The organism is uncultured Sphingomonas sp. (genome assembly GCF_964021865.1).
GTDB lineage: Bacteria > Pseudomonadota > Alphaproteobacteria > Sphingomonadales > Sphingomonadaceae > Sphingomonas.
In genome coordinates, this window is record NZ_CAXIAM010000021.1 from 1 (window position 1) to 26,031 (window position 26,031).

Below are 26,031 nucleotides of genomic sequence, written 5' to 3' on the forward strand. Positions count from 1 at the left end.
TGCGACATCCTGCTCCCAAAGCAGGCGCGCTACCAGACTGCGCCACTCCCCGACGCGGGTGAGGGGATCGGCCTAGGCCGTGCGCCCGGCGCGTGCAAGCGTCGCAGCGGCTCCCTCATAAAAAGAAGAGGCGCCCGCAGGCGCCTCGACAATGGCGTTACCACCGCCATACCGCGAAACGCTCAGCGTTTTGCGGCACCATCCTCGGCCAGATCGCGAACGTTGTCCGCCTGATCCTCGAAATTGTCGGCAGCACCCTCCAGCATCGCGGCGGCGCTGTCGTTGGCGGCGGCTTCGGCCATCGCGTCGAGAGCGTTGGCCTTGCGCTCCAGCGCATCGGCCACCGCCTCGGCATTGTTACCGATCGAAGCCGTACCGGAACGGTCGCTGCACGCCGATACGCCGCAAAGCGCGATCGCGAGCAGGGGAAATGACTTCCTCATGACCACCGGCACGGCTCCAGCCGATTACATGTTCTTCGCGGCGTCCTCGCCGGCGTCACGAACGTTGTCCGCGGCCGAGTGGATGTTCTCGGCAACCGCTTCGGCGTTGTCTTCGGCGAAGGGGTTCGCGGTGGTGTTCGACATGTCGGCAACGTTGGCCGCCATCGCGTCCATGTTGTCCGCCATCATGTCGGCGTTGTTCTCGACCGCCGAAGACTCAGGCGACTTCGAGCAGGCGGCAACCGACATCAGGCCGGCGGCGGCGGCAACGAGCAGGATCTTCTTCATCGGAATGCTCCCAAGCATTACATAAAAACATTCGCGCCCGACCCCAGCGCCGTCGCGAACTCTCGCAATACCCTACCAACCGGGGGGGTCAATAAGCAAAATTCACCTTCGCGAAAGGTTGCGACGAACGGTGACCCGTTCCGGCGCACCTTTCATGCGGGCTTCACGGTCGGGTCACGGGCCCGATTTCCTCGGGGGCGTTCGCGACGATCGCCAGCATCGTCGTCCAGGCCGCGACGTTCTGGCGCAATTGTTCGGGATCGACGCGTTCCAGCGTGTCGTCGGGCGTATGATGCGTATCGAAATAGCGCAGCCCCGACTGATTGAGGTCGACACCCGCCACGCCGGTCGCGATCGTCGGGGCGATATCGGTCCCGTCGCCCGCGCGGCCGCTGCCCGCGACGATGCCGAGCGGGGCGAGCGCGCTGGCCAGCCGCGCGCTCACCGCCTTGGCGGTGTCGGGGAATTGCGTCTCGAACCGCCAGACGCGGTCCGCGCCGAAGTCGCTCTCGGAAGCGGTGGCGTGCCGCTCGGTGCCGTGGCGCCTGGCATATTCCGCGCCACCGAACCCGCCGACTTCCTCGGCGCCGAACCAAACGACGCGGATGGTGCGGCGCGGACGCTGTCCGCTGTCCATGATCCGCTTGGCGGCGGCCGCCGTGATCGCGACGCCGCTGGCATCGTCGATCGCACCGGTGCCGAGGTCCCAGCTATCGAGATGCCCGCCGACCAGCACCACGCCCGCGGCCGGATCGGTGCCCGGCACCTCGGCGATGACGTTGCCCGATTCGCGCTCGCCGATCATCTTCGGGGTCAGCAGCAGCTTGAGCCGGATCGGCTGCCCGCGCTTCGCGAGCCGCTCGATCAGCGTCGCGTCGGGCGCCGACAGCGCGGCGGCCGGGATCGGCTTCACGCCGGCGGGAAAAGTGGTGACGCCGGTATGCGGCAGCCGGTGCGCGTCGGTGCCGATCGAGCGGATCACGATCGCCGCGGCGCCCTTTTGCGCGGCGGTCGCCGGGCCGGTGAACCGCGCCGGGCCGCTGCTGCCGTAGCTCGACCCGTCCTGCGTCGGCTGCATCGCGTTGCCGATATACACGATCTTGCCGCGCACCGCCGAGTCCGGAGCGTTGGCGAATTCGGTATAGCTGGGGAAGACGACCAACTCGGCGGTCAGTCCGCGCGGCCCCGTGCTCGCCGAATTGCCGAGCGCGGCAAGCGTCAGCTTCTGCGGCACGGGCGCGACGATCTCGGCGGCTTCTTCGCCGCGCACCCAGACCGGCATCCGGTACGGCTCGGCGCGTACGTTGCTGAAGCCGAGCGCGGTCAGCTTCTTCACCGCCCAGTCGCGTGCGCGCGCCTCGGCCTCGGTGCCGGCCAGCCGCTGTCCGACCTCGGTGGTCAGCCCCTCGACGATGTCATAGGCGATATCGTCCTTCAGCGCGGCATCGCGCAGCGCGGCAACCTGCGGATCGACCGTGGCGGGCGTCGGCGGCGCGGTGCGCTGCGCGGCGGCGGGGGCGGCGAGGAGCAAGGCGAGCGTCAGCGGGAAAAGATGCTTCATGGCCCGCGGGGTAACCGGCGCGGCGCGGTTTGCCAACGGCGCGGGCTGCGCTTACATGCGCGCCAACGATTTTTTCGCCGCACCCTCTCTTTTACGGAGCCGCGCGCCAGATGGCCGTTCAGTATACCTATGTGATGAAGGGTCTGACCAAGACCTTCCCGGGCGCGAACAAGCCCGTTCTCAACAACATCCACCTGCAATTCATCCCGGGCGCGAAGATCGCGATCATCGGCCCGAACGGCGCGGGCAAGTCCACGCTGATGAAGGTCATGGCGGGGATGGATACCGAGTTCCAGGGCGAGGCGTGGGCCGCCGAGGGGATTCGCGTCGGCTATCTCGCGCAGGAGCCGCAGCTTGATCCGTCGAAGGACGTGATGGGCAACGTCAAGGACGGCGTCCGTCCGGTCGCCGATCTCGTCGATCGCTTCAACGCCATTTCCGCCGAAATGGGCGATCCGCAGGATGACACCGATTTCGATGCGCTGATGGAGGAGATGGGCGATCTCCAGGCCAAGATCGACGCGGTCGACGGCTGGACGCTCGACAACCAGCTCGAGGTCGCGATGGAAGCGCTGCGCTGCCCGCCGGGCGACGCCGATGTCAGCAAGCTGTCGGGCGGCGAGCGCCGCCGCGTCGCGCTGTGCCGGCTGTTGCTGGAGAAGCCGGACATCCTGCTGCTCGACGAACCGACCAACCACCTCGACGCCGAAAGCGTGTCGTGGCTGGAGAATTTCCTCAAGGAATATACCGGCAACGTCATCCTCGTCACCCACGATCGCTACTTCCTCGACAATGTCGTGAACTGGGTGCTCGAGCTGGATCGCGGCCGCTACTACACCTACGAGTCGAACTATTCGGGCTATCTGGAGAAGAAGGCCAAGCGGCTGGAGCAGGAAGAGCGCGAAGAAGCCGGCAAGCAGAAGGCGATCGCCGACGAGCTGGCATGGATGCGCCAGACCCCCAAGGCGCGCCAGACCAAGTCCAAGGCGCGTATCCGCGCGTTCGACGAGCTGATGGCGAAGCAGGAAAATCGCGTCGCCGGCAAGGCGCAGATCCTGATCCAGCTGCCCGAGCGGCTGGGCGGCAAGGTGATCGAGGCCAAGGGGCTGACCAAGGCCTATGGCGACAAATTGCTGTTCGACAATCTCGACTTCACGCTGCCGCCCGGCGGGATCGTCGGGGTGATCGGGCCGAACGGCGCGGGCAAGTCGACGCTCTTCAAGCTCATCACCGGGCAGGAGCAGCCCGATGCCGGGACGATCGAGGTCGGTTCGACCGTCAAGCTCGGCTATGTCGACCAGAGCCGCGACGATCTCGATCCGAACAAGAACGTCTGGCAGGAAATCTCCGACGAACTGGAGGTCTTCCGCTTCGGCAAGCAGGAGCTGGGGACGCGTGCCTATGTCGGCGCGTTCAACTTCCGCGGGCCGGACCAGCAGAAGAAGGTTGGCCAGCTGTCGGGCGGTGAGCGCAACCGCGTCCACATGGCCAAGATGCTGAAGGAGGGCGGCAACGTCCTGCTGCTCGACGAACCGACCAACGACCTCGACGTCGAGACGCTGCGCGCGCTCGAGGAGGCGCTGGAGACGTTCGCGGGCTGCGCGGTGGTCATCAGCCACGACCGCTTCTTCCTCGATCGCCTGTGCACGCACATCCTGGCGTTCGAGGGCGACAGCCACGTCGAATGGTTCGAGGGCAATTACGAAAGCTACGAGGAAGACAAGCGCCGCCGCATGGGCGACGCCGCCGATCGCCCGACGCGGCTGGCGTACAAGAAGCTGACGCGCTGATTGAGGGGAGGGGCGGGGCGCGCGGGTGCTCCGTCTCTGTTCGGCAGGCGGAGAGCTATTCTTCGCCTGCCGATCCCCCCGAACTTCATCCGGGGCCCCACGTCTCCGGACCCTTCAGCCGCGCGAGGTTCGACAGGGCAGCTACGGCGCTCTAAAGTCCGGTCGTCGGAACCGTCAGGTCGGACAGCGTTGCTGCCGTCAGTGGCTCGCCAAGATCCACGATCCGCCGCTCTGCGTATTCCTCGTCGACCGGTCGCCACATCTGGTGGATCACCGCGCTCCTGACATCGACGACCCAATATTCCGGAACGCCGGCGGAGGCGTAAAGCGCGTGCTTGAACGACAGGTCGCTCGCCAGCGTGCTGTCCGACACTTCGGCGATCAGCAACACTGAGGCGAGGGGAACCAGACCGTCGCCGTCGGGTTCCGAGGTGACCACAAGATCCGGCTCCGGAACGCTGTGTGGCGGCATCGCCACCGACACACCGCTCAATACTTTCGCCGACAATGCGGCGCTTCGAAGGGCAGAGTCGATCGCGATCAGCAAACCCGTGACAGCGCGACCATGCCGCCGATGCATCGGGCTCATGAGAAAAACGTCCCCTTCAAGCAACTCGGTGCGCGCATCGCCGAACGCCGCCGCGTCATCCAGACGCAGATAGTCGTCCACGGTCAGCCGGTACTTGCCCGGCGGAAGGGGCTGATGAACCGTCATGCGATCAGGTTAGCACAATACGCGCGAGCGATGCCATCGCCCTTACTTCCGCTCCGCGGCGCTCTTGTCCCGCAGCGCCAGAAATTCGCTTCCCGCGCTCCAGGTCGGCCACACGCCCGCCTTCGACAGCCGCTCGCCCATCGCGTGGAACAGGTCGACGTCGGCCGCCGCGCCCTGCAGGTTCCACCTCGCGTCCCATACGTCGCAGGTCTTGTGGTAGCAGGCCATGTAATCGTCGAGCCACTTTTGCCCGCCCGCGCGCCCACCGTCGCGCAGGTCCGCTGCGCCTCCCAGCGCCATCAGCAGCAGCGAGGGGACGCCGCGCCGCACCACCGAGAAGTGATCGGCGCGGTAGAACAGCCCGCGCTCGCTGAACGTCTCCGGGGTCACAACGCGCCCTTGCGCCCGCGCCGCGTCCGCCAGCAGCCCGTCGAGCGACGACTGGCCTTGCCCGACCAGCACTACGTCCTTCGCCGGGCCCGCGGTCTGGAGAATGTCGAGCGTCAGGTTGGCCGCAGTCTTGGCGAGTGGATAGACGGGGTGCGCCGCATAATGTTCGGAGCCGAGCAGTCCGCGCTCCTCGCCGGTCCACAGCGCGAACACCAGCGTCCGCTCCGGGGCGGGTGCGGTCTTGAACAGCCGCGCCAGCTCGACCACGCCGGCCGTGCCCAGCGCATCGTCGTTCGCGCCGGGACGCAGCGTCTTGCCCGACGTATCCGCCGGGCCCTCTCCATAAGCGTCCCAGTGCGCGGCGAACATCACGGTTTCGTCGGGGCGCTTCGTGCCGGAGATCTTGGCCAGCACGTTGGCGCTCTCGATCCGCTCGACCGCGACCGTCGCCGCCGCCGAGAAGCGCGGCGTCATCGCGACCGGGCGGAACGCCTTCGATCGCGCCGCCACGCGCAGCTTCGCAAGGTCGAGCCCCGCGTCGGCGAACAGCCGGTCGGCGACGTCGTGCTCGATCCAGCCCTGCAACGGTACCCGGCGGTCGCTCGCCGTGCGGACGATGTCGTAATTCTCACCGTTCGAGGCATTGACCGTCGACCACGGATAGCCCGCCCCGCCGGTATCGTGCACGATCAGCGCCGCCGCCGCGCCGCGCCGCGCGGCTTCCTCGAACTTGTAGGTCCAGCGCCCGTAGTAGGTCATGCGGCGGTCGCCGAACTTGCCCTTGGCGTCGTCGCCGGATTGCGCCTCGAAATCGGGATCGTTGACGAGGAAGACCAGCGTCTTGCCGCGCAGATCCATGCCCTTGAAGTCGTCCCACCCGGCCTCAGGCGCGGACACGCCATAGCCGACGAACACCATCGGCGAATCCTTGATCGCGATCGCCGCGGCGTCGCGCACCGTGGTGACCGCGATCTCCTTGCCCTGGGTCAGCGTCGTGCGCCCGATCGTCATCGTCGCGTCCGGTGAGACGCGGGTGTGGATCAGCGGCACCTTCTGCAGCCACTGCCCGTCCGGTCCGCCGGGCTGCAGCCCCAGTGCGGTGAAGCGCGCGACCAGCCAGTCGAGCGTCTTCTTCTCGCCCGCCGTGCCCGGCGCGCGCCCGCCATACTCGGGCGAAGCGAGCACGCGTACGTCGTCCGAGAGCCGCTGCGGCGACGCGTCCTCTGCCAGCACCGGGGTAGCGATCGTCGCGGCCAGCGCCAGCGCAAGAGAAAGCCGCATCATCAATCCTTCCAACGTACCAGCACGTGATTGTCGCGGCGGTCGACATCGATCGACCCGATCGCATCGACCAGATCCGACAGCCGCTTGTAGCCGTAGTTCCGCACATCGAAGCTCGACCGGTTCGCCGCGCGCTGCCCCAGTGCCGAAAGCCGCACGAACCCCTTGGCGTCGGGCTTCAGCGAGTCGTAGGCGTCGTGGAGCAATTGCAGCAATTCGGGGTCGTCCTCCGGCCGCGTCGCTGCGGGGGCAGGCGCGGGTGTCGGCGCACTCGCCGGCACCCCGATTGGTGGCGGCACCGACTCACCGATCGGCACCTCGACCCGGCGCGCGCGCTTGGGCTTGGTCGTCTCCATCAGCGCGTTGACGTCGATGAAGCGCGTACAGGCGTTGCGAAATCCGGCGGGCGTGTTGCTGTTGCCGAAGCCATAGACGTCGAGCCCGTCCTGCCGGATGCGCGTGGCGAGCGGCATGAAGTCGCTATCCGACGACATGATCCCGAACGCATCGACGCGGCCGCGGTGGAGCAGATCCATCGCGTCGATCGTCATCTTCATGTCGGTGGCGTTCTTGCCGCGTGTCAGGTCGAATTGCTGCTGCGGTTCGATGCCGTGCTTGACGCTCGTGTCGCGCCAGCCCTTCAGCCCCTCCTTCGACCAATTGCCGTAGACGCGGCGCACATTGACGCGGCCGAATTCGGCGAGTGCGGTCAGCACGGGGTCCAGCGCCTGCCACGACGCATTGTCGGCGTCGATCAGCAGCGCGATGTTACGATCGGGATTGTCGTCGGATGCCATCCCCGCTGCATCGACTGCGCGGGGGGCTGGGTCAATGTCGTCGTGATCCCCCGCGACGTCGTGATCGATCGGAACTTCGTCATTCTCGCGCAGGCGGGAATCCAGACGCGCAGGTCTGTCGATGGAGGCGGAACGTCAGAGGTTCTAGATTCCCGCCTGCGCGGGAATGACGGTCGTGGGGGGCGGGCGATGACACCGACCTCAACTATCCCGTCGCGGCCGGATACGCGATCGCCACGATCTCATATTCGCGCTCGCCCGCCGGCAACGCGACCCGCCGCAGGTCGCCGACCGCCGCCCCACGCAGTGCTCGCGCGATCGGCGCATTCCAGCCGACCCGCCCTGCGCCCGCCTCGGCCTCGTCGTCGCCGACCAACGTCAGCACGCGTTCGTTGTCGTCCTCGTCGGCGATCGTCACCGTCGCGCCGAACCATACGCGCGAGCGGTCCTGCTGCTGCGCGGGATCGACCACCCTGGCGGCCTTCATCCGTTTCGACAGCCAGCCGAGCCGCCGGTCGATCTCCCGCAGCTTCTTGCGGCCGTAGATGTAATCGCCATTCTCCGACCGGTCGCCGTTCCCCGCCGCCCAGCTGATCGTCTCGACCAGCGCCGGGCGATCCTTGGCGAAGAGCTGTTCATATTCCGCCCGCAGCTGCGCATAGCCGGCGGGGGTCATGTAATTGGGCCGGTCGTTCATCCGCCGCGTGCCCGGCCCAGATACCAGCTGAGATTGTTCGGCCCGCGGCTCTTCGCGCGCGCCGGGTTCATCAGGTCGTAGACTACCGCATTCTCCAGCACCCGCTGGACGTAATTGCGCGTCTCGCCATACGGGATCGCCTCGACCCAATCGACCGCGTCGACTGTCCCGGTCCGAGGATCGCCGTTGGCGCGCAGCCATTTGTTCACGTTGCCGGGCCCGGCATTATAGGCGGCGATCGCGAGCGGATAGCTGCCGTACAGCGCGAAGATCCGCTGGAAATAACTCGACCCGAGCTGGATGTTGTAATTGGTGTCGCTGGTCAGGCGCAGCGGATCATAGGCGAGCCCCAGCTTGCCCGCCTGTTCGCGCGCGGTGCCGGGCATCAGCTGCATCAGCCCGCTCGCGCCGACCGGGCTGCGAGCCATGCGGTCGAACTGGCTCTCCTGCCGTGCGACGGCGTGGATCATCGGCCACTCCGCCTCGTAACCGCTCGGCACCGCGACGGTCGGGAAGCCGTTGGCGCTATATTCGGTCAGCCCGTTCTGCATCGCGCTGCGCCCTAGCAGTACACCGAGATCAGGGCGGCCGATCGCCCGCGACAATTCGTCGGCCAGATAATGGTCGATGTCGCTGGTCGCGTCCGCCGCGATCTGTTTCACGAACGCGGTCTGGTCCTGATATTGCCCGGCCTGCCCGAGGAACTGCGCCGCGCGCACCACCTCGCGCGCATAGAAAGCGGAGCGTGCGGTCGCTGCGATCACCGGCGTCGGCGGGGCAGGGGGCGCGGTCAGCGGGCGGCGGAGATGCTCGATCGCCAGTTGACCATAATATTGGTCGCGATAGCCGGCGGTGCGCTCGAACAGCGCATTGGCGTCGGGCTGGCGCGCCTGCTCGGCGGTGCGCGCCGCCCAGTACAGCCCCTTGGCGCGCGTCTGCGGCGACTGGCTGCCGAGCCCGTAGCGTTCGAACATCGCCCGCGCATCGGCGGGGCGGCCGAGCTTGAGCGCGGCCTGACCCGCCAGCCACGCCAGCGAGGTATAATCGTCGCGCTCGCCATACGGTTTGGTCGAGACGTCGGTGCCCGCGGGATAGGCATCGTCGATCTGCCGCGCGATGTCATAGGCGGTCTGCCACTGGCCGTCCGCAGCCGCGGCGCGCGCATTGACCAGCAACGCCTCGTAGAACTTCTCGACATTGCCCGGCCGCGTCATGCCGGTGCGGGTGCGCGCCAGCCAGCCGCGCGCGCTGGGGCTCGCGCCCGAATCGCGCAGCCACATCGCCTTGTCGGCGATATAGCCGGCGTCACGCGCGCCGATCGCGTCATAGCTGGCGGCGAGCGCCGAGGCGTTCTCGGCATTGCTGCGGAACGCCAGCCGCGCGGTGAACAGCGGGCGCGCCGCGGCGCTGGTGTAGGCCAGCATCCGCTGCGCGCTGCCTGTCGCGCCCTGCCACAGCAGCGCATCGGTGCGCGCGTCATGGTCGGCCGGCGACAGCGCGCTGGCGAATTGGGTGAGCACGGTTGCCTCGTCCTGTTGCGACAGGTTCCCCAGCCGCCAGCCGGTGCGTGCCGCGACCTGCGCGTCGACGCTCGCGCCGGTCGCCTGATAGGCACGCGCGCAGGCGATCCAGCCCGCCGCCGTCAACGGCTTCCACCGGCGGCAGAAGGCCGCGACGCTGGTCACCGGCGTGTTCGGGTCGGTCGCCGCCTTGCGCTCCAGCGTGCGGCGGAACCCGGCCTCGCCCGGCCAGCCGGGATGCGCGCTGATGAACGAAAAATAGCTGTCGAACGGCAGCGCGTCGGTCTGTTGCAGCGCCTTCCACTGCGCGACCGGCTGCGCCATGCCCGGGAGCGGCACCGCGGCGACCGGCGCCTGTGCGGGCTGGGTCGCGGGCACCGCGCCAAATTGCCCGGCGACGACCGCCAGGGTTCCTGCTGCTGCAACGAAAAGGATCAACGCACCCGCCTTCACTGTTTTTGACCGACGCCCGTGGTGGACAGCATAGCAGCCCTAGCCGTATCTGCGCTGAACGGCGTCCCCCAAACGCGCGTCAGGAGCAAATTCCTCTCATGTTCTCAGGTTCCATTCCCGCATTGGTCACGCCGTTCGATCCAGAGGGAGCATTTTGCGAGAATGCTTACCGCGAATTGATCGAGTGGCAGATCGCCGAAGGCTCGTCCGCTCTGGTTCCGTGCGGCACCACCGGCGAAGCGGCGACGCTGACCAAGGAAGAGCAGTTCGCGATCGTCCGCGTCTGCGTCGATCAGGCGAAGGGGCGCGTGCCGGTGATCGCGGGGGCGGGCTCCAACGACACGCGGGTCGCCGCCGCGAACCTGCACGCCGCACGCGAGGCGGGGGCGGACGCGGCGCTAATGGTGCCGCCTTATTACAACCGTCCGTCACAGGAGGGGATCTACCGCCATTTCGAGGCGCTCGCCGCCGACGCGCCGCTGCCGATCGTCCTCTACAACGTGCCCGCGCGCACCGTCACCGACATTCAGCCCGACACGCTGATCCGCATCGTCTCCGCGTTCCCGAAGGTGTTCGTTGCAGTGAAGGACGCTTCCGGCGTGCTGACCCGCGTCACCCAGCACCGCGCCGGGCTGGGCGCGGACTTCTGCCAGCTGTCGGGCAATGACGACCTCGGGCTCGCCTTCAACGCCAATGGCGGAACGGGGTGCATCTCGGTCACCGCCAACGTCGCGCCGCGGCTATGCGCAGACTTCCAGCGCGCCTGTGCCGCCGGAGACTATGCCGCCGCGCGCGATCTCCACGATCGGCTGTTCGCGCTCCACACCTCGCTGTTCACCGACGCCTCGCCCGGCCCGGTCAAATACGCGATGACGAAGGTGCGCCCCGGCTTCCCCGACGGGCTGCGCTTGCCGATGACTTGGCCGTCCGAAGCGAGCCGCGCCGCGGTCGACGCCGGGCTGGACCGCGCCGGGCTTTGACGTGGCTCCGCCGCCGTCATTGCGAGCGCTTTCGGGCGATCGGCAATGACGGCATTCTGGTTGCTCCTCCAGTCCGCCGTCGCAGGTCCGCTGCTCGACAAGCCTCTCGCGCCTGACCCGTGCCGCGCCCCGACCGGCAACGACGTCGTCGTTTGCGCGAGGCGTCCCGACCCCGAACGCTATCGCCTCCGGCCGCTCGACGATCGCTACGATGCCGATGCCGCGGCCATCCCGAAAGCCGAAACCGCCATTCTCGGAGGCCGTGCCGCGCTGGCAGCGGAGGCCGAAGCCGCCACGATCGGCGGCGTGCAGAGCAACCGGGCCATGATCCGGCTGAACATCCCGCTCGGAAAATCTCGGCGCTAGGCGTTTGCCCCTCGCGTCGGTCGCGCCTACATCGCCCCCATGCCGCGTCCCAAACCCGCCACCTTCGACAAGAAGAAGATCGTCGCCGAGAACCGCCGCGCCCGTTTCGATTATGCGGTCGACACCACTTACGAGGCGGGGATCGTGCTGACCGGCACCGAGGTGAAGTCGCTGCGCTTCGGCGAGGGCTCGATCGCGGAAAGCTATGCCGAGGTGAAGGGCGAGGAGGTGTGGCTCGTCAATTCGAACATCCCCGAATTCAGCCACGGCAACCGTTTCAACCACGAACCCAAGCGGCCCCGTAAACTGCTGCTTCACGAGCGCGAGATAAACAAGCTGCACGGCGCGGTCGCGCGGGACGGCATGACGCTGGTCCCGTTAACCGTATATTTCAACGGGCAGGGGCGCGCGAAGGTGGAACTGGCACTCGCCAAGGGTCGGAAAGCGCACGACAAGCGCGAGCATCTCAAGGAGCGCGACTGGAAGCGCGAGGCCGGCCGCATCATGCGCGATCACGGCTGAGCGTGGCGACCCGCCCGGTGACCCTGTGGGAACGTCTAGCGGCGTGGAGTCGCCGCAATCTGCCGACGCGCGAGTCGATGGCGAATAGCCGGATCCTGCGCCCGGTGGCGCATCGCGTGCTCGCGCCCGAATTGTGGCGCTTCACGCGCCGGTCGGTGCCGCGCGGCGTGGCGTTGGGCATGTTCACCGGCATCCTGATCCCGATGGGGCAGATCCCGGCGTCGGCGGTGCTGGCGCTGCCGGTCCGCGCCAACGTGCCCGCCGCCGCGCTCACCACCTTCTTCACGAATCCGCTGACCACGCCGTTCCTGTTCGTGATGTATTACAAGGTCGGGGGCTGGCTGCTCCACCTCGATCGCGCCGTTCCCGGGCAACCGCTGGGCGATGCGGTGGAGGCAGCTCCGGGCTGGGTCGACTGGTTGCTGCAAGATGTCGGGCCGGCGACCGCCGTCGGGATGGTGGTCTGCTCGCTGATCGGCGCGCTGCTCGGCTACGGGCTGGCGGCGCTGATGTGGCGGCTGTGGATCGCGCGCAAGTGGCGGCACCGTCACCACGGTAACTAGCACACGCGGTCACGGCTCGTTACAAACCCGGTATTCGCGGCTTTCCCGAAGGATGCCTGGTAAATGCGTTTCCTTGCTGTCACCGTCACGTCTCTGTTCGCTTTGGTCCCCGCCGCGCTGATCGCGCAGTCCACGCAGCAACAACCGCCGGCACCGAGCGCCCCGGCTCCTTCTGGCGACCGCCCCACTTATGGCACGTTCGGCTTCGATGCCGCCGGGATGGACCGCACCGTTCAGCCCGGCGACGATTTCTACGGCTTCGCCAACGGCACCTGGGCGAAGAACACCGCGATCCCCGCGGACGAGTCGAACTATGGTGCGTTCAACGTGCTGCAGGACCTGTCGCGCGAGCGGACGCGCGCCATCCTCGAAGGCGCGAAAAGCGATCCGCGCTCCAAGATCGGCGCGGCCTATGCCGCCTTCCTCGACACCGCCGCGATCGAGACTGCCGGGCTGAAGCCGATCCAGCCGTGGCTCGCCAAGATCCGCACGGTCGACAAGGCCGGCTATCCCGCGCTGCTCGCCGAGGCCGACCGCAACGGCGTCGACATCCCGTTCGGTCTGTACGTCGGGCAGGACGACAAGGACCCGGATACCTATGCGGTCAACTTGGTGCAGAACGGTCTGGGGATGCCCGACCGCGATTATTATCTGTCGACCGACGCCAAGCTGATGCAGACCAAGGCCGCCTATCAGGCGCATCTCGCCAAGCTGCTGACGCTGGCGGGCGAGGCGAACGGCGAGGCGCGCGCCGCCGCGCTGGTGGCGTTCGAGACCGAGCTGGCGCGCGTGCACTGGACCCGGATCGACAGCCGCGACGCCGACAAGACCTATAACAAGATGACGCTCGAGCAATTGCGCCAGAGCGCGCCGGGTTTCGACTTCGCGACCTTCCTCAAGGCCGAGAAGGCGAGCGCGCCGACGCTGATCGTCGCGCAGCCGACCGCGATCGCCGGCACCGCGAAACTGATCGCCGCCACGCCGATCGCGGTGCTCCGCGACCAGTTGCTGGTGCGCAGCCTCGACGGCTTTGCGGACGTGCTGCCCAAGGCGATCGATGCCGAGAGCTTCGCGTTCAACGGCACGGTACTTAGCGGCACCCCGCAGCAGCGCGAACGGTGGAAGCGCGGCGTCGCCTTCACCTCGGAAGCGCTGACCGACGAGGTCAGCAAGGTCTATGTCGCGCGTTATTTCCCGCCCGAGACCAAGGCAGCGGCGGACGAGATGGTCAAGAACGTGCTGGCCGCGCTGGGCCACCGTGTCGAGAAGCTCAACTGGATGGCGCCCGAGACCAAGCAGAAGGCGCTCGCCAAGCTTGCCGCCTTCACGCCGCGGATCGGCTATCCCGACCAGTGGCGCGACTATTCGAACCTGGAGGTTCGCGGCAACGACGCGTTCGGCAACATGCTGCGCGCGAACCAGTGGCGGCACGATTACAACGTCACCAAGCTCGGCAAGCCAATCTATCGCTGGGAATGGGGCATGGCGCCGATGACGGTGAACGCGCAGGCCAATTTCGGGCTGGTCGCGATCACCTTCCCGGCGGCGATCCTCCAGCCGCCGTTCTTCGATCCCAAGGCCGACCCGGCGGTCAATTATGGCGGTATCGGCGCGGTGATCGGGCACGAGATCAGCCACCATTTCGACGATCAGGGCGCGAAGTACGACGCCAAGGGCCGGCTGACGCAATGGTGGACCGATGCCGACGTCCAGAAGTTCAAGGCGCTGAGCGAACGGCTGGTGAAGCAATACGACGCCTATGAGCCGCTGCCAGGGATGCACGTGAAGGGCGAACTGACGCTGGGCGAGAACTCGGCCGACCTCGCCGGGCTGGCGGCGGCGCACGACGCCTATGTTGCGACGCTGGGCGGCAAGCCCGCGCCGGTGATCGACGGCTTCACCGGCGACCAGCGTTTCTATCTCGGCTGGGCGCAGGTCTGGCGGCGCAACTATCGTGAAGCCAATCTGCGCCAGCGTCTGCTGACCGACCCGCACGCGCCGTCGGAGCAGCGCGGCAATATCGTTCGCAACATGGACCCGTGGTATTCGGCCTATAACCCGCAGCCGGGTCAGAAACTGTATCTCGCCCCCGATGCGCGCGTGCGGATCTGGTGATCGGCTGAACGACGGTGATGCGGCTCGCCACGATCGAGGGAAAGCGCCGGTGGCTTGACGGCGGGGTCGCCGCGCTGGCGATCGCGGGCATCGCCGGGCTGGCGGCGGCGGCGCTGATCCTGTGGCTGGTGGGCGATGCGACCGTCGCGGGCGGCTTCCTCGCGGCGGCGCTGGTGCTGGCCGGGGCGGGGGCCGCGATCGTGCGGATGCGGCGCGCGAGCGGCGAGGCGGTGTCGATCAGCTACGACTGGGAATTGCTCCGCGTGATGGCGGAAACGAGCCCGGACGGCATCGCGATCACCGATCGTGGCGGGCGGCTGGTGTGCGCGAACGATCATTATGAGCAATTGTTTGCGGGCTTTCCGACCCCGCCGTCGCTGCCGCTGGCGGGCGACGGCGCGGGCGAGTTGGAAGTCGCGGGCCGCACGGCATGGCGTGACGGGCAGGCCCGCGTGACGTTGAAGGGCAATGTCGGCGCGATCGAAGCGACGATCACCCGCGCCGGGCAGCAGCAGGACGTGCTGGTCTGGCGCTTCGCCGGTCGTACGGTGTCGCCGGGCTTGCCCGCGCGGTTGATGGAGGCGCTCGACGGGTTGCTCGGCGCGCAATTGGGGGCCGCGGGGGTGATGGCCGCGCTGATCACCGCGGAGGGGTACGTGATCTCCGCCAATGCGGTGCTGAAGTTGCGCGCCGCGCCGTCGGCGGATCAGCCGGTGATCGGCGAGGATCTCGCGCGCTTCCTCGTCGAGGACAAGGCCGGGATGGTCCGTTTCGCTTCGGAAGGGGCCGCGGCCAATCCGCTTCGTCTGGTGCAGATCCCGCTCGCCGACGATCCCGAGGCGCCGATCCTCGTTGCGCTCGTCGACAGCGAGCCACCGATCGGCGGCGGGTCGGGCGACGGGATCGAGGCATTGCTGATGCTGATGCCGTTCGGTGTCGCGCTGGTCGATCGCGAGGGGCGTTTCCTCCAGATGAACAGCGCGTTCGCGCGCGCCGCGAACGTCGATGCCGCCGCGCCGCCGATCTATCCCGGCGATCTGGTGGTTCGCGAGGACAAGAGCGCGGTCGCCGATGCGATCCGCCGCTTCGCCAGCACCGCGGCGCGCTCGACCGATCTCGCGGTTCGGCTGAAGGATCATCCCGACGAACCGATCGCGCTGTCGATCGCTGCCGCTCGCGGGCTGGGCGACGCCGCGGTGCTGTTGAGCCTGAAGGACAATGGCGAGGAAAATCGGCTGAAGCGCGAGGTGGCGCAAGCGACCAAGATGCAGGCGGTCGGTCAGCTCGCCGGTGGCGTGGCGCACGATTTCAACAACATCCTCACAGCGATCATCGGCCATTGCGACCTGATGCTGATGCGCCACTCGCCGGGCGACAGCGATTACGACGACATTCAGCAGATTCGCGCCAATTCGAACCGTGCCGCCAGTCTGACGCGGCAGTTGCTCGCCTTCTCCCGTCAGCAGACGTTGCGCCCGCAGGTGTTGCAGCTTCCCGACGTCGTCTCCGAAGTCTCGAACTTGCTGCGCCGCCTGATGGGCGAGACGGTGACGATGGAGGTCAAGCATGGCCGCGATCTGGGTCCTGTGCGTGCCGATCCCGGACAGCTCGAGCAGGTCGTGGTCAATCTGGCCGTCAACGCGCGTGATGCGATGCTCAGCACCGGCACCAGCGGCAAGCTGACGATCCAGACCCGCTCGGTCCCGATCGCCGAAATCCGCCGCCGCGGCGACATCATCCCGACCGGCGATTATACCGCGCTTGAAATCTCCGACACCGGCACCGGCATCCCACCCGAGGTATTCCCGAAGATCTTCGAGCCGTTCTTCACCACCAAAGAAGTCGGCAAGGGCACAGGGCTGGGACTGTCGACCGTCTATGGGATCGTCAAACAATCGGGCGGCTTCATCTTCGCCGATTCGCGCCCTGGTCGCGGTGCGACTTTCACCATCTATCTTCCGGTCCACACCGCGGGCGTCACCGATGCGGTGACCGTCGCGGCGCAGGCCAAGCAGGCGGCGCGACATCGCTCGGGTGACCTGTGGGGCAGCGGCACGATCCTGTTGGTCGAGGACGAGGACATGGTCCGCGCCGTCGCCGAGCGGGCGCTGGCGCGACAGGGCTATACCGTGCTGGCCGCCGAGAACGGCGAGGCGGCGATGGAGCTGATGCAGGGGGTGGACCGCCCGGCACTGGTCATTTCCGACGTCATGATGCCGTTGATGGACGGTCCGACGCTGGCGCGGCAGCTGCGGAAAATTCATCCCGGCATCCCGATCTTGTTCATGTCGGGCTATGCCGAGGAGCAGTTGCGCCGCTCGATCGACCTCGACAATGTTGCGTTTCTTCCCAAGCCGTTCTCGGTGCAGCAGCTGGCGGAGGCGACGCGCGACGTGCTGGTCGCGCAGGAAGAGGCACCGCGCGCCGATGCCTGACAGCGGTTGCGCGGACGCGGGAGCGCGCTATGGCGTTTCGCCATGACGATGCGTGTGCTTTTGGTCGAAGACGAACCGTTGATCGCAATGATGCTCGAGGATTTCCTCGACGCTCTGGACAAGACCCATGCTGGAACCGCCGACAGCGTCGCCTCGGCCTTGCCGATGGTCGAGGCGGGCGGTTTCGACGCGGCGATCCTCGACGTCAACCTGCGCGGCGGTGAGAAGAGCTTTGCGATCGCCGACGCGTTGGCCGAGCGCAACATCCCGTTCGTGTTCGCCACCGGTGGCGGCGGCGACGAGATCGCGCCGATTCACCGGGAACGCCCGCGGCTCGCCAAGCCGTTCACGATCGACGGGGTCGACAAGGCGCTTAGCGAACTCGCCTGACGCATAATACTTGCGCTACGCCTGCCTTAGGCGACATAGGCGTGCGCATCATGACCCAGACCTTCGACAAATCCCGCCTGCCGAGCCGCCACGTGTCGGTCGGCCCCGAACGCGCGCCGCATCGCAGCTATTACTACGCGATGGGGCTCACCGAAGAGGAGATCGCGCGTCCGTTCGTCGCGCTCGCCTCCGCGGGTAACGACAGTGCGCCGTGCAACACCACGCTGAACGCGCAGGCCGATGCCGCCCGCCGCGGCGTCGAACAGGGCGGTGGGATGCCGCGGCGCTTCAACACGATCACCGTCACCGACGGGATCGCGATGGGGCATCAGGGGATGAAATCCTCGTTGGTCAGCCGCGAGGTGATCGCCGATTCGGTCGAGCTGTCGGTGCGCGGCCATTGCTATGATGCGCTGGTCGGCTTCGCGGGATGCGACAAGTCGCTGCCCGGCATGATGATGGCGATGCTGCGGCTCAACGTGCCGTCGATCTTCGTCTATGGCGGCTCGATCCTCCCCGGCCGCTTCCATGATCGCGACGTGACCGTCGTCGACGTCTTCGAGGTGGTCGGCAAATATGCGGCGGGCGCCTGCCCGCTGTCGGAGGTGCACGAGCTGGAGAAGGTCGCGTGTCCGGGCCACGGCGCGTGCGGCGGGCAGTTCACCGCCAATACGATGGCGTGCGTCGGCGAGGCGATCGGCCTGTCGCTGCCGAACAGCAACATGGTGCCCGCACCTTATACCACGCGCGAGCAGATCGCGGTCGCCGCGGGCGCGCAGGTGATGGAGCTGGTGGCCCGCAATCTGCGCCCGCGCGACATCTGCACGCGCAGCGCGTTCATCAACGCCGCACGCGTCGTGGCGGCGACCGGGGGCTCGACCAACGCCGCGTTGCATCTGCCCGCGATGGCGAGCGAGGCCGGGATTGACTTCGACCTGTTCGACGTCGCCGAGGCATTCAAATCAACGCCGTACATCGCCGACCTGAAGCCCGGTGGTAAGTACGTCGCCAAGGACATGTACGAGGCCGGCGGCGTCTACATGCTGATGAAGACGATGCTGGCGGGCGGTCTGCTCGACGGCGAATGCCTCACCGTCACCGGCAAGACGCTCGGCGAGAACATCGATGAGGTGACGTGGAATCCGGACCAGAAGGTCATCTACGACGTCGCCACCCCGATCACCCCGACCGGCGGCGTCGTCGGCCTGCGCGGTTCGCTCGCCCCGGATGGTGCGATCGTCAAGGTCGCGGGGATGCACCGCCTGCAGTTCGAGGGGCCGGCGCGCTGCTTCGATTGCGAGGAGGACGCCTTCGCCGCGGTCGAGGCGCGCCGGATCAACGAGGGCGAGGTCATCATCATCCGCTACGAAGGGCCGAAGGGCGGGCCGGGGATGCGCGAGATGCTCTCGACGACCGCCGCGCTTTATGGCCTCGGCATGGGCGAGAAGGTCGCGCTGATCACCGACGGGCGCTTCTCCGGCGGCACGCGCGGCTTCTGCATCGGCCATGTCGGCCCGGAGGCGGCGGAAGGCGGCCCGATCGCGCTTGTCGAGGATGGCGACCCGATCCGCATCGATGCCGAGGCGGGGACGATTGACCTGCTCGTCGACGAGGGCCTGCTCGCCGAGCGCCGCGCCCGTTGGCAGGCCCGCCAGAACGATTACGGCGCAGGCGCCCTGTGGCGCTATGCGCAGAACGTGGGCCCCGCCTACAAGGGCGCGGTGACCCACCCCGGTGCCAAGGCCGAACGGCACGTCTACGCGGACATTTGAGGCCGGCCGTCGTCATTGCGGGCGCAGCGAAGCAATGACGAGGTTCTCACGATTACCCGCGACAACGAACCGCTTCACTCCGGCGCCATCAGGCGGTAGGCGCGGGGGATGACCCCAATCGCCGGAACCTCCGTGCTCACCGCCGCCCAGATGCGCGCGGCGGAAGACGCCGCCATTGCCGCCGGCGCCAGCGTCGCGACGTTGATGCAAGCCGCCGGGGCCGGGATCGCCGATGCCGTCCGCCGGTTGGCGGGGGTCAACGACGTGCTGATCCTCTGCGGCCCCGGCAACAACGGCGGCGATGGCTATGTCGCCGCCGCACGCCTCCATGCCGCCGGCCGCAAGGTTCGCGTCGCCGCCGCGTCCGAGCCGCGCAGCTCCGCCGCGATCGCCGCGCGCGCGCTCTGGACCGGTGCGGTCGAACCGCTCGACAGCGCCGCGCCAGACGCGGTGCTGGTTGATGCCCTGTTCGGTACCGGCCTGTCGCGCGCGCTCGACACCGTATTCAGTTCCGCACTCAACCGTCTGGCAGCTCAAGCGAATATTGCCATTGCGGTCGACGTTCCCAGCGGGGTTTCCACCGATAACGGCAGGTTGTTGGGCGACGTCCCGACGTTTGATGTCACGCTCGCGCTCGGCGCAGTCAAGCCGGCCCATTTGCTTCAACCCGCCGCCGCGCGCTGCGGCGCGGTCCGGGTCATTCCGATCGGAGTCGAAACCGACAGTACGACCCGCGTCCTCGCGCGCCCCGATTTCTCGGCCCCCCCGGTTGACGCGCACAAGTTCACGCGCGGCATGGTCGCGGTCATCCGCGGCCGCATGGCTGGCGCGGCGGAGCTCGCGGCGCGCGCCGCGATGCATGCCGGCGCAGGCTATGTCGAACTGCTCGGCGCGACGATCCCCGGCACCCCGCATGCGCTGGTCCGCCGCCGCTGTGATGAGGCGGCGCTCGCCGACAAGCGGATCGGTGCGCTGCTGATCGGCCCGGGTCTCGGCCGCGACGACAATGCGCGCGCCTTGCTCGATCAGGCGCTCGCCACCGATCATCCGTTGGTGATCGACGGCGACGCACTGCATCTCGTCACCCCCGAGCATCTCCGCACGCGCACCGCGCCGCTGCTCCTGACCCCCCACGCCGGCGAGTTCGCCGCATTGTTCGGCGCACCGACCGGCAGCAAGCTGGACGCCGCCCGCGCCGCCGCCGAACGTGCCGGCGCGACGATCGTCTTCAAGGGCTCGGACACCGTGATCGCCGCGCCCGACGGGCAGGCGGTGCTGGTGGGCGAAGCGTCGTCGTGGCTATCTACCGCGGGCACCGGCGACGTCCTCGCCGGCGCGATCGCGGCCATGCTCGCGGGGGGCCGCACCCCGCTGGAGGCCGCCGCGGCGGGCGTCTGGCTTCATGGCGAGGCCGCGCGCCGGCTCGGCCCGGCCTTCATCGCCGACGACCTTGCCACCGCCTTGACCGGAGCCCGCGCATGACCACGATCGTTCGCGTCGCGGCGCGTGGTGAAGGCATTGCCGCCGATGGCCGCCATGTCGCGCTCGCTGCGCCCGGTGACACGCTCGCCGATGATGGCGCGATCATTCCCGGCCCGCACCACATCGATCCGCCATGCCGCCATTATCCGGAATGCGGTGGCTGCCAGCTCCAGCATCTCGACGACGAAAGCTGGGCGGGGTTCATCACCGATCGCATCGCCTCGGCGCTGGCAGCGCAGGGTGTCAGTGCGTCGATCCGCGCACCGATCCTGTCACCGCCGCGCACCCGTCGCCGCGCCTCGCTGCATGTCGAGCCGTCGGGCCGGATCGGCTTCACCGCCGAGCGCAGCCACCAGATCGTCGACCTTCACGAATGCCACGTCCTGGCGCCGGAGCTGTTCGCACTGGTCCGCCCGCTCAAGCGCCTGCTCCCGAGCTTCAAGGCAAAGCGCCGGCTCGATGTCCATCTGACTCGCGCCGATCAGGGCGTCGACGTCTTCGTCAAGGGCGTCGCCCCGGAGGGACTCGCGCACCACGACGCGCTCACCGCGTTCGCCGAGGCGAACGGCGTCGCGCGCATCGCCTTCGACGACGGTCTCGGCCCGGAGACCCGCTGGGAGCCCAAGCCGGTGACGATCACGCTTGGCGACGTGGCGGTGCCATTGCCGCCGGGATCGTTCCTCCAAGCGACCGTCGAAGGCGAGGCCGCGCTGGTCGCCGCCGCGCAGGAAGCGGTCGCCGGCGCACGGGTCGTCGCCGATCTCTTCGCCGGGCTCGGCACCTTCGCCTTCTCGCTCGACGCGCGTGTCTATGCCGCGGAGGGCGCGCGTGACGCGATCATGGCGCTCAAGGCCGCGGCGGGACGCGCGCAGCGACCGGTGTTTACCGAGCACCGGGACCTGTTCCGCCGCCCGCTGACCAGCGCCGAGCTGGACCGCTTCGACGCGATCGTGCTCGATCCGCCGCGGGCCGGTGCGCGCGAGCAGGTGTTGCAACTCGCCGCATCGAAGGTGGCGAAGATTGCCTATGTCTCCTGCAATCCGAGTAGCTTCGCGCGTGATGCTCAGGAGTTGTGCAAGGCGGGCTATACGCTCGACTGGGTACAGCCGGTTGGTCAGTTCCGCTGGTCGACGCACGTTGAGTTGGCGTCGCGTTTCAGTCGATCGCCGGGGTAGGACGCTTTCACGAAGAACAGCCCATCGGGCGGCGCATTGAGTCCCAACCGGCCGCGATCGGCGGCGCGGAGCGCGTCGCCTAAGTCGGCTAGCGACCATCGGCCCATCCCGACCAGCACGAGGCAGCCGACCATCGAGCGCACCTGATGGTGCAGGAACGATCGTGCCTCGACGCGGGCGGTTACTCGTTCGCCGTCCCGCACCACCTCGAACCAGTCGATCGATTTGCACGGGCTCGCTGACTGGCAGTGCGCCGAGCGGAAGGTGGTGAAGTCATGCGCGCCGACCAGCACCTGCGCCGCTTCGTGCATTGCGGAGGCGTCCAGCGGCTGCGGTATTTGCCATGCCAGCCCCTTTTCGAAGGTAAGCGGCGACCGACGATTGACGATCCGGTATTCATAGGAACGCGCAAGACACGAAAATCGCGCGTGAAAATCTTCGGAAGCCTCGACGCATTCCACGATCGACACCGGTGCGGGACGCAGTCGCGCGTTGAGCGCTTCGCCCAGCCGAAACGCCCCGATCGGCTTGGCGATGTCGAGATGCGCGCGCATCCCAAGCCCATGCACGCCGGCATCGGTGCGTCCGGCGCAATGCACCACGGCCTGCTCGCCGGTCACCGCCAGCGCGGCTTCCTCGATCGCCTGCTGGACGCTCGGGCCATGCGCCTGCCGCTGCCAGCCCATGAACGGCCGCCCGTCGAACTCGACCGTCAGCGCAAACCGCGTCACAGCCGCGTGCCGACCGGGATGGCGAACCCGCGCAGCAACTCCGCGACGCTCATCACCCCGCGTCCGGCGCGCTGCACCCGCACCGGCCGGATCGCGCCCGTTGCGCAGGCGATCGTCAGCGCCTCGTCGATCACCTCGCCCGGTGGCCCGTTATCCTCGATTGCCTCGGCGTCGAGCACCTTCACCCGCTCGCCCGCATGTTCGAAGAACGCGCCCGGCACCGGACCAAAGGCCGCAACTTGCCGCACCACCTGCGACGCATCGGCGTCGAAGTCGAGCCGCGCCTCGTCCTTGCGGATCTTCTCGGCATAGGTGATGCCAACCTCCGGCTGCGCAACCGGCGGGTAAGCGTCGGGGTCGCGCAATACCTCCGCCATCAACCGCGCGCCCATTCTCGACAGTTCGTCCGTCAGTTGCCCGGCGTTCTTACGATCGATCGGCGTGCGTCCCTCCAGCCGTACCGGCCCGGTATCGAGCCCGGCCTCCATCTGCATGATCCCCACTCCGGTTTCGGCATCGCCGGCCAAAATCGCACGCTGCACCGGCGCCGCCCCGCGCCACCGCGGCAGGAGCGAACCGTGAACGTTCAAACACCCCAGCCGCGGCGCCTCCAGCACCGCGCGCGGCAAAATCAGCCCATAGGCCGCCACCACCGCGACATCCGCTGCGTGCGCTGCGAACACCGCCTGTGCGTCAGGGTCACGCAACGTTACCGGTGTGCGCACCGGTACGCCCAGTTCCTCCGCCCGGACATGCACCGGAGAGCGCACCAGCTCGCGCCCGCGCCGCCCGCCGGGCCGTGGCGGCTGGCTGTACGCCGCCACCACCTCGTGCCCGTCCGCCACCAGTGCCTCCAGCGTCGGCACCGCGAACGCCGGGGTTCCCATGAAGATGATCCGCATCGCTTCTCTCGACACGCTGGCGGCGCGCGGTGCAACCCCCTATCTGTTCCGCATGGCATCCCCCGAGATCGAGGCGCTGACGAGCGCGCTGGCGCGGCTCCCCGGATTCGGCCCGCGCTCGGCGCGGCGCGCGGTGCTCCATCTGCTCAAGCGTCGCGAGGCATCGCTGGTGCCGCTTCGCGCGGCGTTGACGGTGGTCGAGGAACGGCTTGCAACCTGCGAAAATTGCGGGAATGTCGATACCAGTAACCCCTGCCAGATCTGCGTCGATCCGCGCCGTGATCCGCGAAGCCTGTGCGTCGTCGAGGATGTCAGCGACTTGTGGGCGCTGGAGCGTGGCCGGCTGTTTCCCGGCCGTTTTCATGTGCTGGGCGGACGGCTGTCGGCGCTGGAAGGCGTCCGTCCCGAGGACCTCGCGATCGACGGTCTGATCGCACGCGTCGCCGATGGTGCGGTCGATGAGGTCGTGCTCGCGATGAACGCCACGCTCGAAGGGCAGACGACCGCGCATTATCTCGCCGAGCGGCTGGAGCGTTATCCGGTGCGCCTGACGCAGCTCGCGCACGGTCTGCCGGTCGGGGGCGAGCTGGATTATCTCGACGAAGGGACGCTGGCGCAGGCACTGCGCGCGCGCCGCCCGGTCGCTTGACGGGCCGGGGCCGCGCTTATAGCGCCGCGGCATGGCCATACTCCCGATCGTAGAAGTCCCCGACGCGCGTCTGCGCGAAACCGCCGCGCCCGTTGCAGAGGTGAACGACGACGTCCGCGCGATCGTCGCGGATATGTTCGACACCATGTACGACGCGCACGGGATCGGGCTGGCGGCGGTGCAGGTCGGCATCATGCAGCGGATCGTCGTCATCGATCTTCAGGAGCGCGAGCTGGAAGAAGGCGAGCCGCGCGAGGCGGCGCGCGACCCGCACGCCTTCATCAACCCCGAGATCATGTGGCTTAGCGAGGAGACGGCGAGCTACAATGAAGGCTGCCTGTCGATCCCCGAGCAATATGCGGAGGTCACCCGCCCGACGCGCTGCCGGGTTGCGTGGCTCGACACCGATGGTACGCGACAGGAGGCCGAGTTCGACGGATTGATGTCGACATGTATGCAGCATGAGATCGACCATCTGAACGGCGTGCTGTTCATCGACCACATCTCGCGGCTGAAGCGCGGCATGTTGCTCAAGAAGCTCGACAAGCTCCGCCGCGGCTGATCCAGGGCGGGGCGCGACAATTAACGGTTGTCGCTGCCGCCTCGTTCGATCTATGTTCCCGGCATGATCGAATATGTCCTCGTCGCTCTCCTGGCGCTCGCGCTCGGTGCCCTGCTCGGTTGGCTCGCCGGCAAGCGCGAGGCGGCCGGTTTCCGTCAGGAGCGTGACGCGCAGATCGAGCAGTTCAAGCGCGCGATCACCGACCTTGCCGGCGCGGAGGAACGCGCCCGCGCCGCTGAGACGCTGCGCACCGAATTGACGCAGGCGCGGGACGAGCGCGAGGCGGCCCGGTTGCAGGTGTCGCGGCTGGAAGCGGAGGGCCGCGCCGCCGAGCAGCGCATCGCCGATCTGCGCACCGCCGCCGACGAGATGAGCCTGCGCTTCCGCGAGGTCGCGCAGAACGCGCTTGGCGAGGCGCAGAAGCAGTTCCTCGAACGCGCCGAGGCGCGCTTCCGGCAAGCCGAGGAGCAATCGGGGCAGGGGCTGCGCGCCTTGCTCCAGCCGGTCAACGACCGCCTGCTGCGGTACGAAGAGGGCGTCGCCAAGGTCGAGGCCGAGCGCCGCGATGCGTTCGGGGAGCTGAAGGGCCAGATCGAGGCGATGCGCGTCGGGCAGGAGCGCGTCTCGGGCGAGGCGGCCAAACTGGTCAACGCGCTGCGCAACGCCCCCAAGGCGCGCGGGCGCTGGGGCGAGCAGCAACTTCGCAACGTCCTCGAATCATGCGGGCTTGCCGAGCACACCGACTTCCGCATGGAAGTGAGCGTCACCGGCGAGGAAGGCGCGCGGCTGCGCCCCGATGCGATCGTCCGCGTGCCCGGCGGCAAGTCGTTGATCGTCGATGCCAAGGTGTCGCTCAACGCCTATCAGGACGCGTTCGGCGCAGTCGACGAGGGCGAGCGGCAGCTGGGGCTCGCCGCACACGCCGCCTCGATGCGCGCGCACGTCAACGCGCTGGGCGCCAAGGCCTATTGGACGCAATTCGACGACGCGCCCGAATATGTCGTGATGTTCGTCCCCGGCGAGCATTTCCTCTCCGCCGCACTCGAACATGACGCGGGGCTCTGGGATTATGCGTTCGAGCGCCGCGTGCTGCTCGCGACGCCCACCAACCTGATCGCGATCGCGCGCACCGTCTCGGCGGTGTGGCGGCAGGAGAAGCTGGCGCGCGAGGCACAGGAAATCGGGGCGCTCGGCAAGGAATTGTACCAGCGTCTTGCGGTGATGGGCGGGCATGTCGCGCGGCTCGGCAAGAACCTCGACACCGCGATGGGCGCGTACAACAGCTTCGTCGGCAGTCTGGAAAGTCAGGTGCTGACCAGCGCGCGCCGTTTCGAGACGCTCAACATCGACACCGGCAACAAGACGATCGAAACGCTGCCGGTCGGCGAACAGGCCGCGCGCCCGCTCACCAAGCTGGTCGCGGTGGAGGATGCAGCGGAATAGCGATCCTGA

Annotated in this window: 24 protein-coding genes; 14 read left to right on the top strand and 10 right to left on the bottom strand. The window is 68.0% G+C overall.

What is annotated here, in order from left to right; all coding sequences use genetic code 11:
• Nucleotides 1-182: 182 nt before the first annotated feature.
• The 3 genes from AADI75_RS07655 to AADI75_RS07665 all read right to left on the bottom strand — a co-directional run bounded on the left by AADI75_RS07655 (nt 183) and on the right by AADI75_RS07665 (nt 2,292).
• Entirely contained in the window at nt 183-443 is a 261-nt protein-coding gene (locus AADI75_RS07655) for a hypothetical protein (protein ID WP_341208443.1), read from the bottom strand.
• Nucleotides 444-467: 24 nt separating this feature from the next.
• Nucleotides 468-731: a hypothetical protein gene (locus AADI75_RS07660; protein WP_341208444.1), complete on the bottom strand. Its 264-nt coding sequence runs from the start codon at nt 729-731 to the stop codon at nt 468-470.
• A 163-nt stretch (nt 732-894) separates the two neighbouring features.
• The gene (locus AADI75_RS07665) at nt 895-2,292 is read right to left on the bottom strand and encodes a M20/M25/M40 family metallo-hydrolase (RefSeq protein ID WP_341208445.1); all 1,398 of its coding nucleotides are present in this window, start codon (nt 2,290-2,292) and stop codon (nt 895-897) included.
• Nucleotides 2,293-2,402: 110 nt separating this feature from the next.
• Between AADI75_RS07665 and ettA the strand changes: the two genes are divergently transcribed.
• Nucleotides 2,403-4,082 carry an energy-dependent translational throttle protein EttA gene (gene ettA / locus AADI75_RS07670; protein ID WP_028965983.1) on the top strand — a complete coding sequence of 560 codons (1,680 nt, stop codon included), beginning with the start codon at nt 2,403-2,405 and terminating at the stop codon, nt 4,080-4,082.
• A gap of 151 nt (nt 4,083-4,233) precedes the next feature.
• Here the strand turns inward: ettA and AADI75_RS07675 are convergent, their stop codons facing one another.
• The 5 genes from AADI75_RS07675 to AADI75_RS07695 all read right to left on the bottom strand — a co-directional run bounded on the left by AADI75_RS07675 (nt 4,234) and on the right by AADI75_RS07695 (nt 9,920).
• Nucleotides 4,234-4,797, bottom strand: a complete 564-nt coding sequence (locus AADI75_RS07675) for a Uma2 family endonuclease (RefSeq protein WP_341208446.1) — start codon at nt 4,795-4,797, stop codon at nt 4,234-4,236.
• A 42-nt stretch (nt 4,798-4,839) separates the two neighbouring features.
• Nucleotides 4,840-6,471, bottom strand: a complete 1,632-nt coding sequence (locus AADI75_RS07680) for a M28 family peptidase (RefSeq protein WP_341208447.1) — start codon at nt 6,469-6,471, stop codon at nt 4,840-4,842.
• Nucleotides 6,471-7,265 (bottom strand): NYN domain-containing protein, encoded by a 795-nt coding sequence (locus tag AADI75_RS07685; RefSeq protein WP_341208448.1) that lies wholly within the window; start codon nt 7,263-7,265, stop codon nt 6,471-6,473. The genes AADI75_RS07680 and AADI75_RS07685 overlap by 1 nt, the downstream gene beginning before the upstream one ends.
• 205 nt (nt 7,266-7,470) lie before the next feature.
• Nucleotides 7,471-7,962 carry a transcription elongation factor GreB gene (gene greB / locus AADI75_RS07690; RefSeq protein WP_341208449.1) on the bottom strand — a complete coding sequence of 164 codons (492 nt, stop codon included), beginning with the start codon at nt 7,960-7,962 and terminating at the stop codon, nt 7,471-7,473.
• Nucleotides 7,959-9,920 carry a lytic transglycosylase domain-containing protein gene (locus tag AADI75_RS07695; RefSeq protein ID WP_341208450.1) on the bottom strand — a complete coding sequence of 654 codons (1,962 nt, stop codon included), beginning with the start codon at nt 9,918-9,920 and terminating at the stop codon, nt 7,959-7,961. The genes greB and AADI75_RS07695 overlap by 4 nt, the downstream gene beginning before the upstream one ends.
• Nucleotides 9,921-10,033: 113 nt before the next feature.
• On the opposite strand from AADI75_RS07695, the gene dapA reads away from it, so the two are divergent.
• The 10 genes from dapA (at nt 10,034) to AADI75_RS07745 (ending at nt 21,735) form a co-directional block, all read left to right on the top strand.
• The gene (dapA, locus tag AADI75_RS07700; protein WP_341208451.1) at nt 10,034-10,915 is read left to right on the top strand and encodes a 4-hydroxy-tetrahydrodipicolinate synthase; all 882 of its coding nucleotides are present in this window, start codon (nt 10,034-10,036) and stop codon (nt 10,913-10,915) included.
• A gap of 45 nt (nt 10,916-10,960) precedes the next feature.
• Nucleotides 10,961-11,281 (top strand): hypothetical protein, encoded by a 321-nt coding sequence (locus AADI75_RS07705; protein ID WP_341208452.1) that lies wholly within the window; start codon nt 10,961-10,963, stop codon nt 11,279-11,281.
• Nucleotides 11,282-11,320: 39 nt separating this feature from the next.
• On the top strand, nt 11,321-11,803 hold the full coding sequence (smpB, locus tag AADI75_RS07710; protein WP_341208453.1) for an SsrA-binding protein SmpB: 483 nt from the start codon (nt 11,321-11,323) through the stop codon (nt 11,801-11,803).
• A gap of 2 nt (nt 11,804-11,805) precedes the next feature.
• On the top strand, nt 11,806-12,366 hold the full coding sequence (locus tag AADI75_RS07715; protein WP_341208454.1) for a DUF2062 domain-containing protein: 561 nt from the start codon (nt 11,806-11,808) through the stop codon (nt 12,364-12,366).
• A 63-nt stretch (nt 12,367-12,429) separates the two neighbouring features.
• On the top strand, nt 12,430-14,481 hold the full coding sequence (locus AADI75_RS07720; protein ID WP_341208455.1) for a M13 family metallopeptidase: 2,052 nt from the start codon (nt 12,430-12,432) through the stop codon (nt 14,479-14,481).
• Nucleotides 14,482-14,498: 17 nt separating this feature from the next.
• Nucleotides 14,499-16,916 carry an ATP-binding protein gene (locus tag AADI75_RS07725; protein WP_341208456.1) on the top strand — a complete coding sequence of 806 codons (2,418 nt, stop codon included), beginning with the start codon at nt 14,499-14,501 and terminating at the stop codon, nt 16,914-16,916.
• Between the two features lie 42 nt (nt 16,917-16,958).
• Nucleotides 16,959-17,306, top strand: a complete 348-nt coding sequence (locus tag AADI75_RS07730) for a response regulator (RefSeq protein ID WP_341208457.1) — start codon at nt 16,959-16,961, stop codon at nt 17,304-17,306.
• 50 nt (nt 17,307-17,356) lie between these two features.
• Nucleotides 17,357-19,078 (top strand): dihydroxy-acid dehydratase, encoded by a 1,722-nt coding sequence (gene ilvD, locus AADI75_RS07735; protein WP_341208458.1) that lies wholly within the window; start codon nt 17,357-17,359, stop codon nt 19,076-19,078.
• A gap of 108 nt (nt 19,079-19,186) precedes the next feature.
• Entirely contained in the window at nt 19,187-20,560 is a 1,374-nt protein-coding gene (locus tag AADI75_RS07740; RefSeq protein WP_341208459.1) for an NAD(P)H-hydrate dehydratase, read from the top strand.
• Nucleotides 20,557-21,735, top strand: a complete 1,179-nt coding sequence (locus tag AADI75_RS07745) for a class I SAM-dependent RNA methyltransferase (protein WP_341208460.1) — start codon at nt 20,557-20,559, stop codon at nt 21,733-21,735. Before AADI75_RS07740 ends, AADI75_RS07745 begins: the two co-directional genes overlap by 4 nt.
• Here the strand turns inward: AADI75_RS07745 and truA are convergent.
• Both truA and fmt read right to left on the bottom strand, forming a co-directional pair.
• Nucleotides 21,675-22,466 carry a tRNA pseudouridine(38-40) synthase TruA gene (gene truA, locus AADI75_RS07750; protein WP_341208461.1) on the bottom strand — a complete coding sequence of 264 codons (792 nt, stop codon included), beginning with the start codon at nt 22,464-22,466 and terminating at the stop codon, nt 21,675-21,677. The genes AADI75_RS07745 and truA overlap by 61 nt on opposite strands.
• Complete coding sequence (fmt, locus tag AADI75_RS07755) at nt 22,463-23,368, bottom strand: methionyl-tRNA formyltransferase (protein ID WP_341208462.1); 906 nt, start codon at nt 23,366-23,368, stop codon at nt 22,463-22,465. Before fmt ends, truA begins: the two co-directional genes overlap by 4 nt.
• Before the next feature lie 52 nt (nt 23,369-23,420).
• Between fmt and recR the strand changes: the two genes are divergently transcribed.
• The 3 genes from recR to rmuC all read left to right on the top strand — a co-directional run bounded on the left by recR (nt 23,421) and on the right by rmuC (nt 26,022).
• Nucleotides 23,421-24,017: a recombination mediator RecR gene (gene recR / locus AADI75_RS07760; RefSeq protein ID WP_341208490.1), complete on the top strand. Its 597-nt coding sequence runs from the start codon at nt 23,421-23,423 to the stop codon at nt 24,015-24,017.
• Nucleotides 24,018-24,048: 31 nt separating this feature from the next.
• Nucleotides 24,049-24,579 carry a peptide deformylase gene (def, locus tag AADI75_RS07765; protein ID WP_341208463.1) on the top strand — a complete coding sequence of 177 codons (531 nt, stop codon included), beginning with the start codon at nt 24,049-24,051 and terminating at the stop codon, nt 24,577-24,579.
• A gap of 63 nt (nt 24,580-24,642) precedes the next feature.
• Nucleotides 24,643-26,022: a DNA recombination protein RmuC gene (gene rmuC, locus AADI75_RS07770; RefSeq protein WP_341208464.1), complete on the top strand. Its 1,380-nt coding sequence runs from the start codon at nt 24,643-24,645 to the stop codon at nt 26,020-26,022.
• Nucleotides 26,023-26,031 lie beyond the last annotated feature (9 nt).

What these genes read in the sequence shown, in the direction of transcription:
- AADI75_RS07655 (WP_341208443.1), bottom strand. Translation starts at nt 443, where the DNA reads ATGAGGAAGTCATTTCCCCTGCTCGCGATCGCGCTTTGCGGCGTATCG.
- AADI75_RS07660 (WP_341208444.1), bottom strand. Translation starts at nt 731, where the DNA reads ATGAAGAAGATCCTGCTCGTTGCCGCCGCCGCCGGCCTGATGTCGGTT.
- AADI75_RS07665 (WP_341208445.1), bottom strand. Translation starts at nt 2,292, where the DNA reads ATGAAGCATCTTTTCCCGCTGACGCTCGCCTTGCTCCTCGCCGCCCCC.
- ettA (WP_028965983.1), top strand. Translation starts at nt 2,403, where the DNA reads ATGGCCGTTCAGTATACCTATGTGATGAAGGGTCTGACCAAGACCTTC.
- AADI75_RS07675 (WP_341208446.1), bottom strand. Translation starts at nt 4,797, where the DNA reads ATGACGGTTCATCAGCCCCTTCCGCCGGGCAAGTACCGGCTGACCGTG.
- AADI75_RS07680 (WP_341208447.1), bottom strand. Translation starts at nt 6,471, where the DNA reads ATGATGCGGCTTTCTCTTGCGCTGGCGCTGGCCGCGACGATCGCTACC.
- AADI75_RS07685 (WP_341208448.1), bottom strand. Translation starts at nt 7,265, where the DNA reads ATGGCATCCGACGACAATCCCGATCGTAACATCGCGCTGCTGATCGAC.
- greB (WP_341208449.1), bottom strand. Translation starts at nt 7,962, where the DNA reads ATGAACGACCGGCCCAATTACATGACCCCCGCCGGCTATGCGCAGCTG.
- dapA (WP_341208451.1), top strand. Translation starts at nt 10,034, where the DNA reads ATGTTCTCAGGTTCCATTCCCGCATTGGTCACGCCGTTCGATCCAGAG.
- AADI75_RS07705 (WP_341208452.1), top strand. Translation starts at nt 10,961, where the DNA reads ATGACGGCATTCTGGTTGCTCCTCCAGTCCGCCGTCGCAGGTCCGCTG.
- smpB (WP_341208453.1), top strand. Translation starts at nt 11,321, where the DNA reads ATGCCGCGTCCCAAACCCGCCACCTTCGACAAGAAGAAGATCGTCGCC.
- AADI75_RS07720 (WP_341208455.1), top strand. Translation starts at nt 12,430, where the DNA reads ATGCGTTTCCTTGCTGTCACCGTCACGTCTCTGTTCGCTTTGGTCCCC.
- AADI75_RS07725 (WP_341208456.1), top strand. Translation starts at nt 14,499, where the DNA reads ATGCGGCTCGCCACGATCGAGGGAAAGCGCCGGTGGCTTGACGGCGGG.
- AADI75_RS07730 (WP_341208457.1), top strand. Translation starts at nt 16,959, where the DNA reads ATGACGATGCGTGTGCTTTTGGTCGAAGACGAACCGTTGATCGCAATG.
- ilvD (WP_341208458.1), top strand. Translation starts at nt 17,357, where the DNA reads ATGACCCAGACCTTCGACAAATCCCGCCTGCCGAGCCGCCACGTGTCG.
- AADI75_RS07740 (WP_341208459.1), top strand. Translation starts at nt 19,187, where the DNA reads ATGACCCCAATCGCCGGAACCTCCGTGCTCACCGCCGCCCAGATGCGC.
- AADI75_RS07745 (WP_341208460.1), top strand. Translation starts at nt 20,557, where the DNA reads ATGACCACGATCGTTCGCGTCGCGGCGCGTGGTGAAGGCATTGCCGCC.
- fmt (WP_341208462.1), bottom strand. Translation starts at nt 23,368, where the DNA reads ATGCGGATCATCTTCATGGGAACCCCGGCGTTCGCGGTGCCGACGCTG.
- recR (WP_341208490.1), top strand. Translation starts at nt 23,421, where the DNA reads ATGGCATCCCCCGAGATCGAGGCGCTGACGAGCGCGCTGGCGCGGCTC.
- def (WP_341208463.1), top strand. Translation starts at nt 24,049, where the DNA reads ATGGCCATACTCCCGATCGTAGAAGTCCCCGACGCGCGTCTGCGCGAA.
- rmuC (WP_341208464.1), top strand. Translation starts at nt 24,643, where the DNA reads ATGATCGAATATGTCCTCGTCGCTCTCCTGGCGCTCGCGCTCGGTGCC.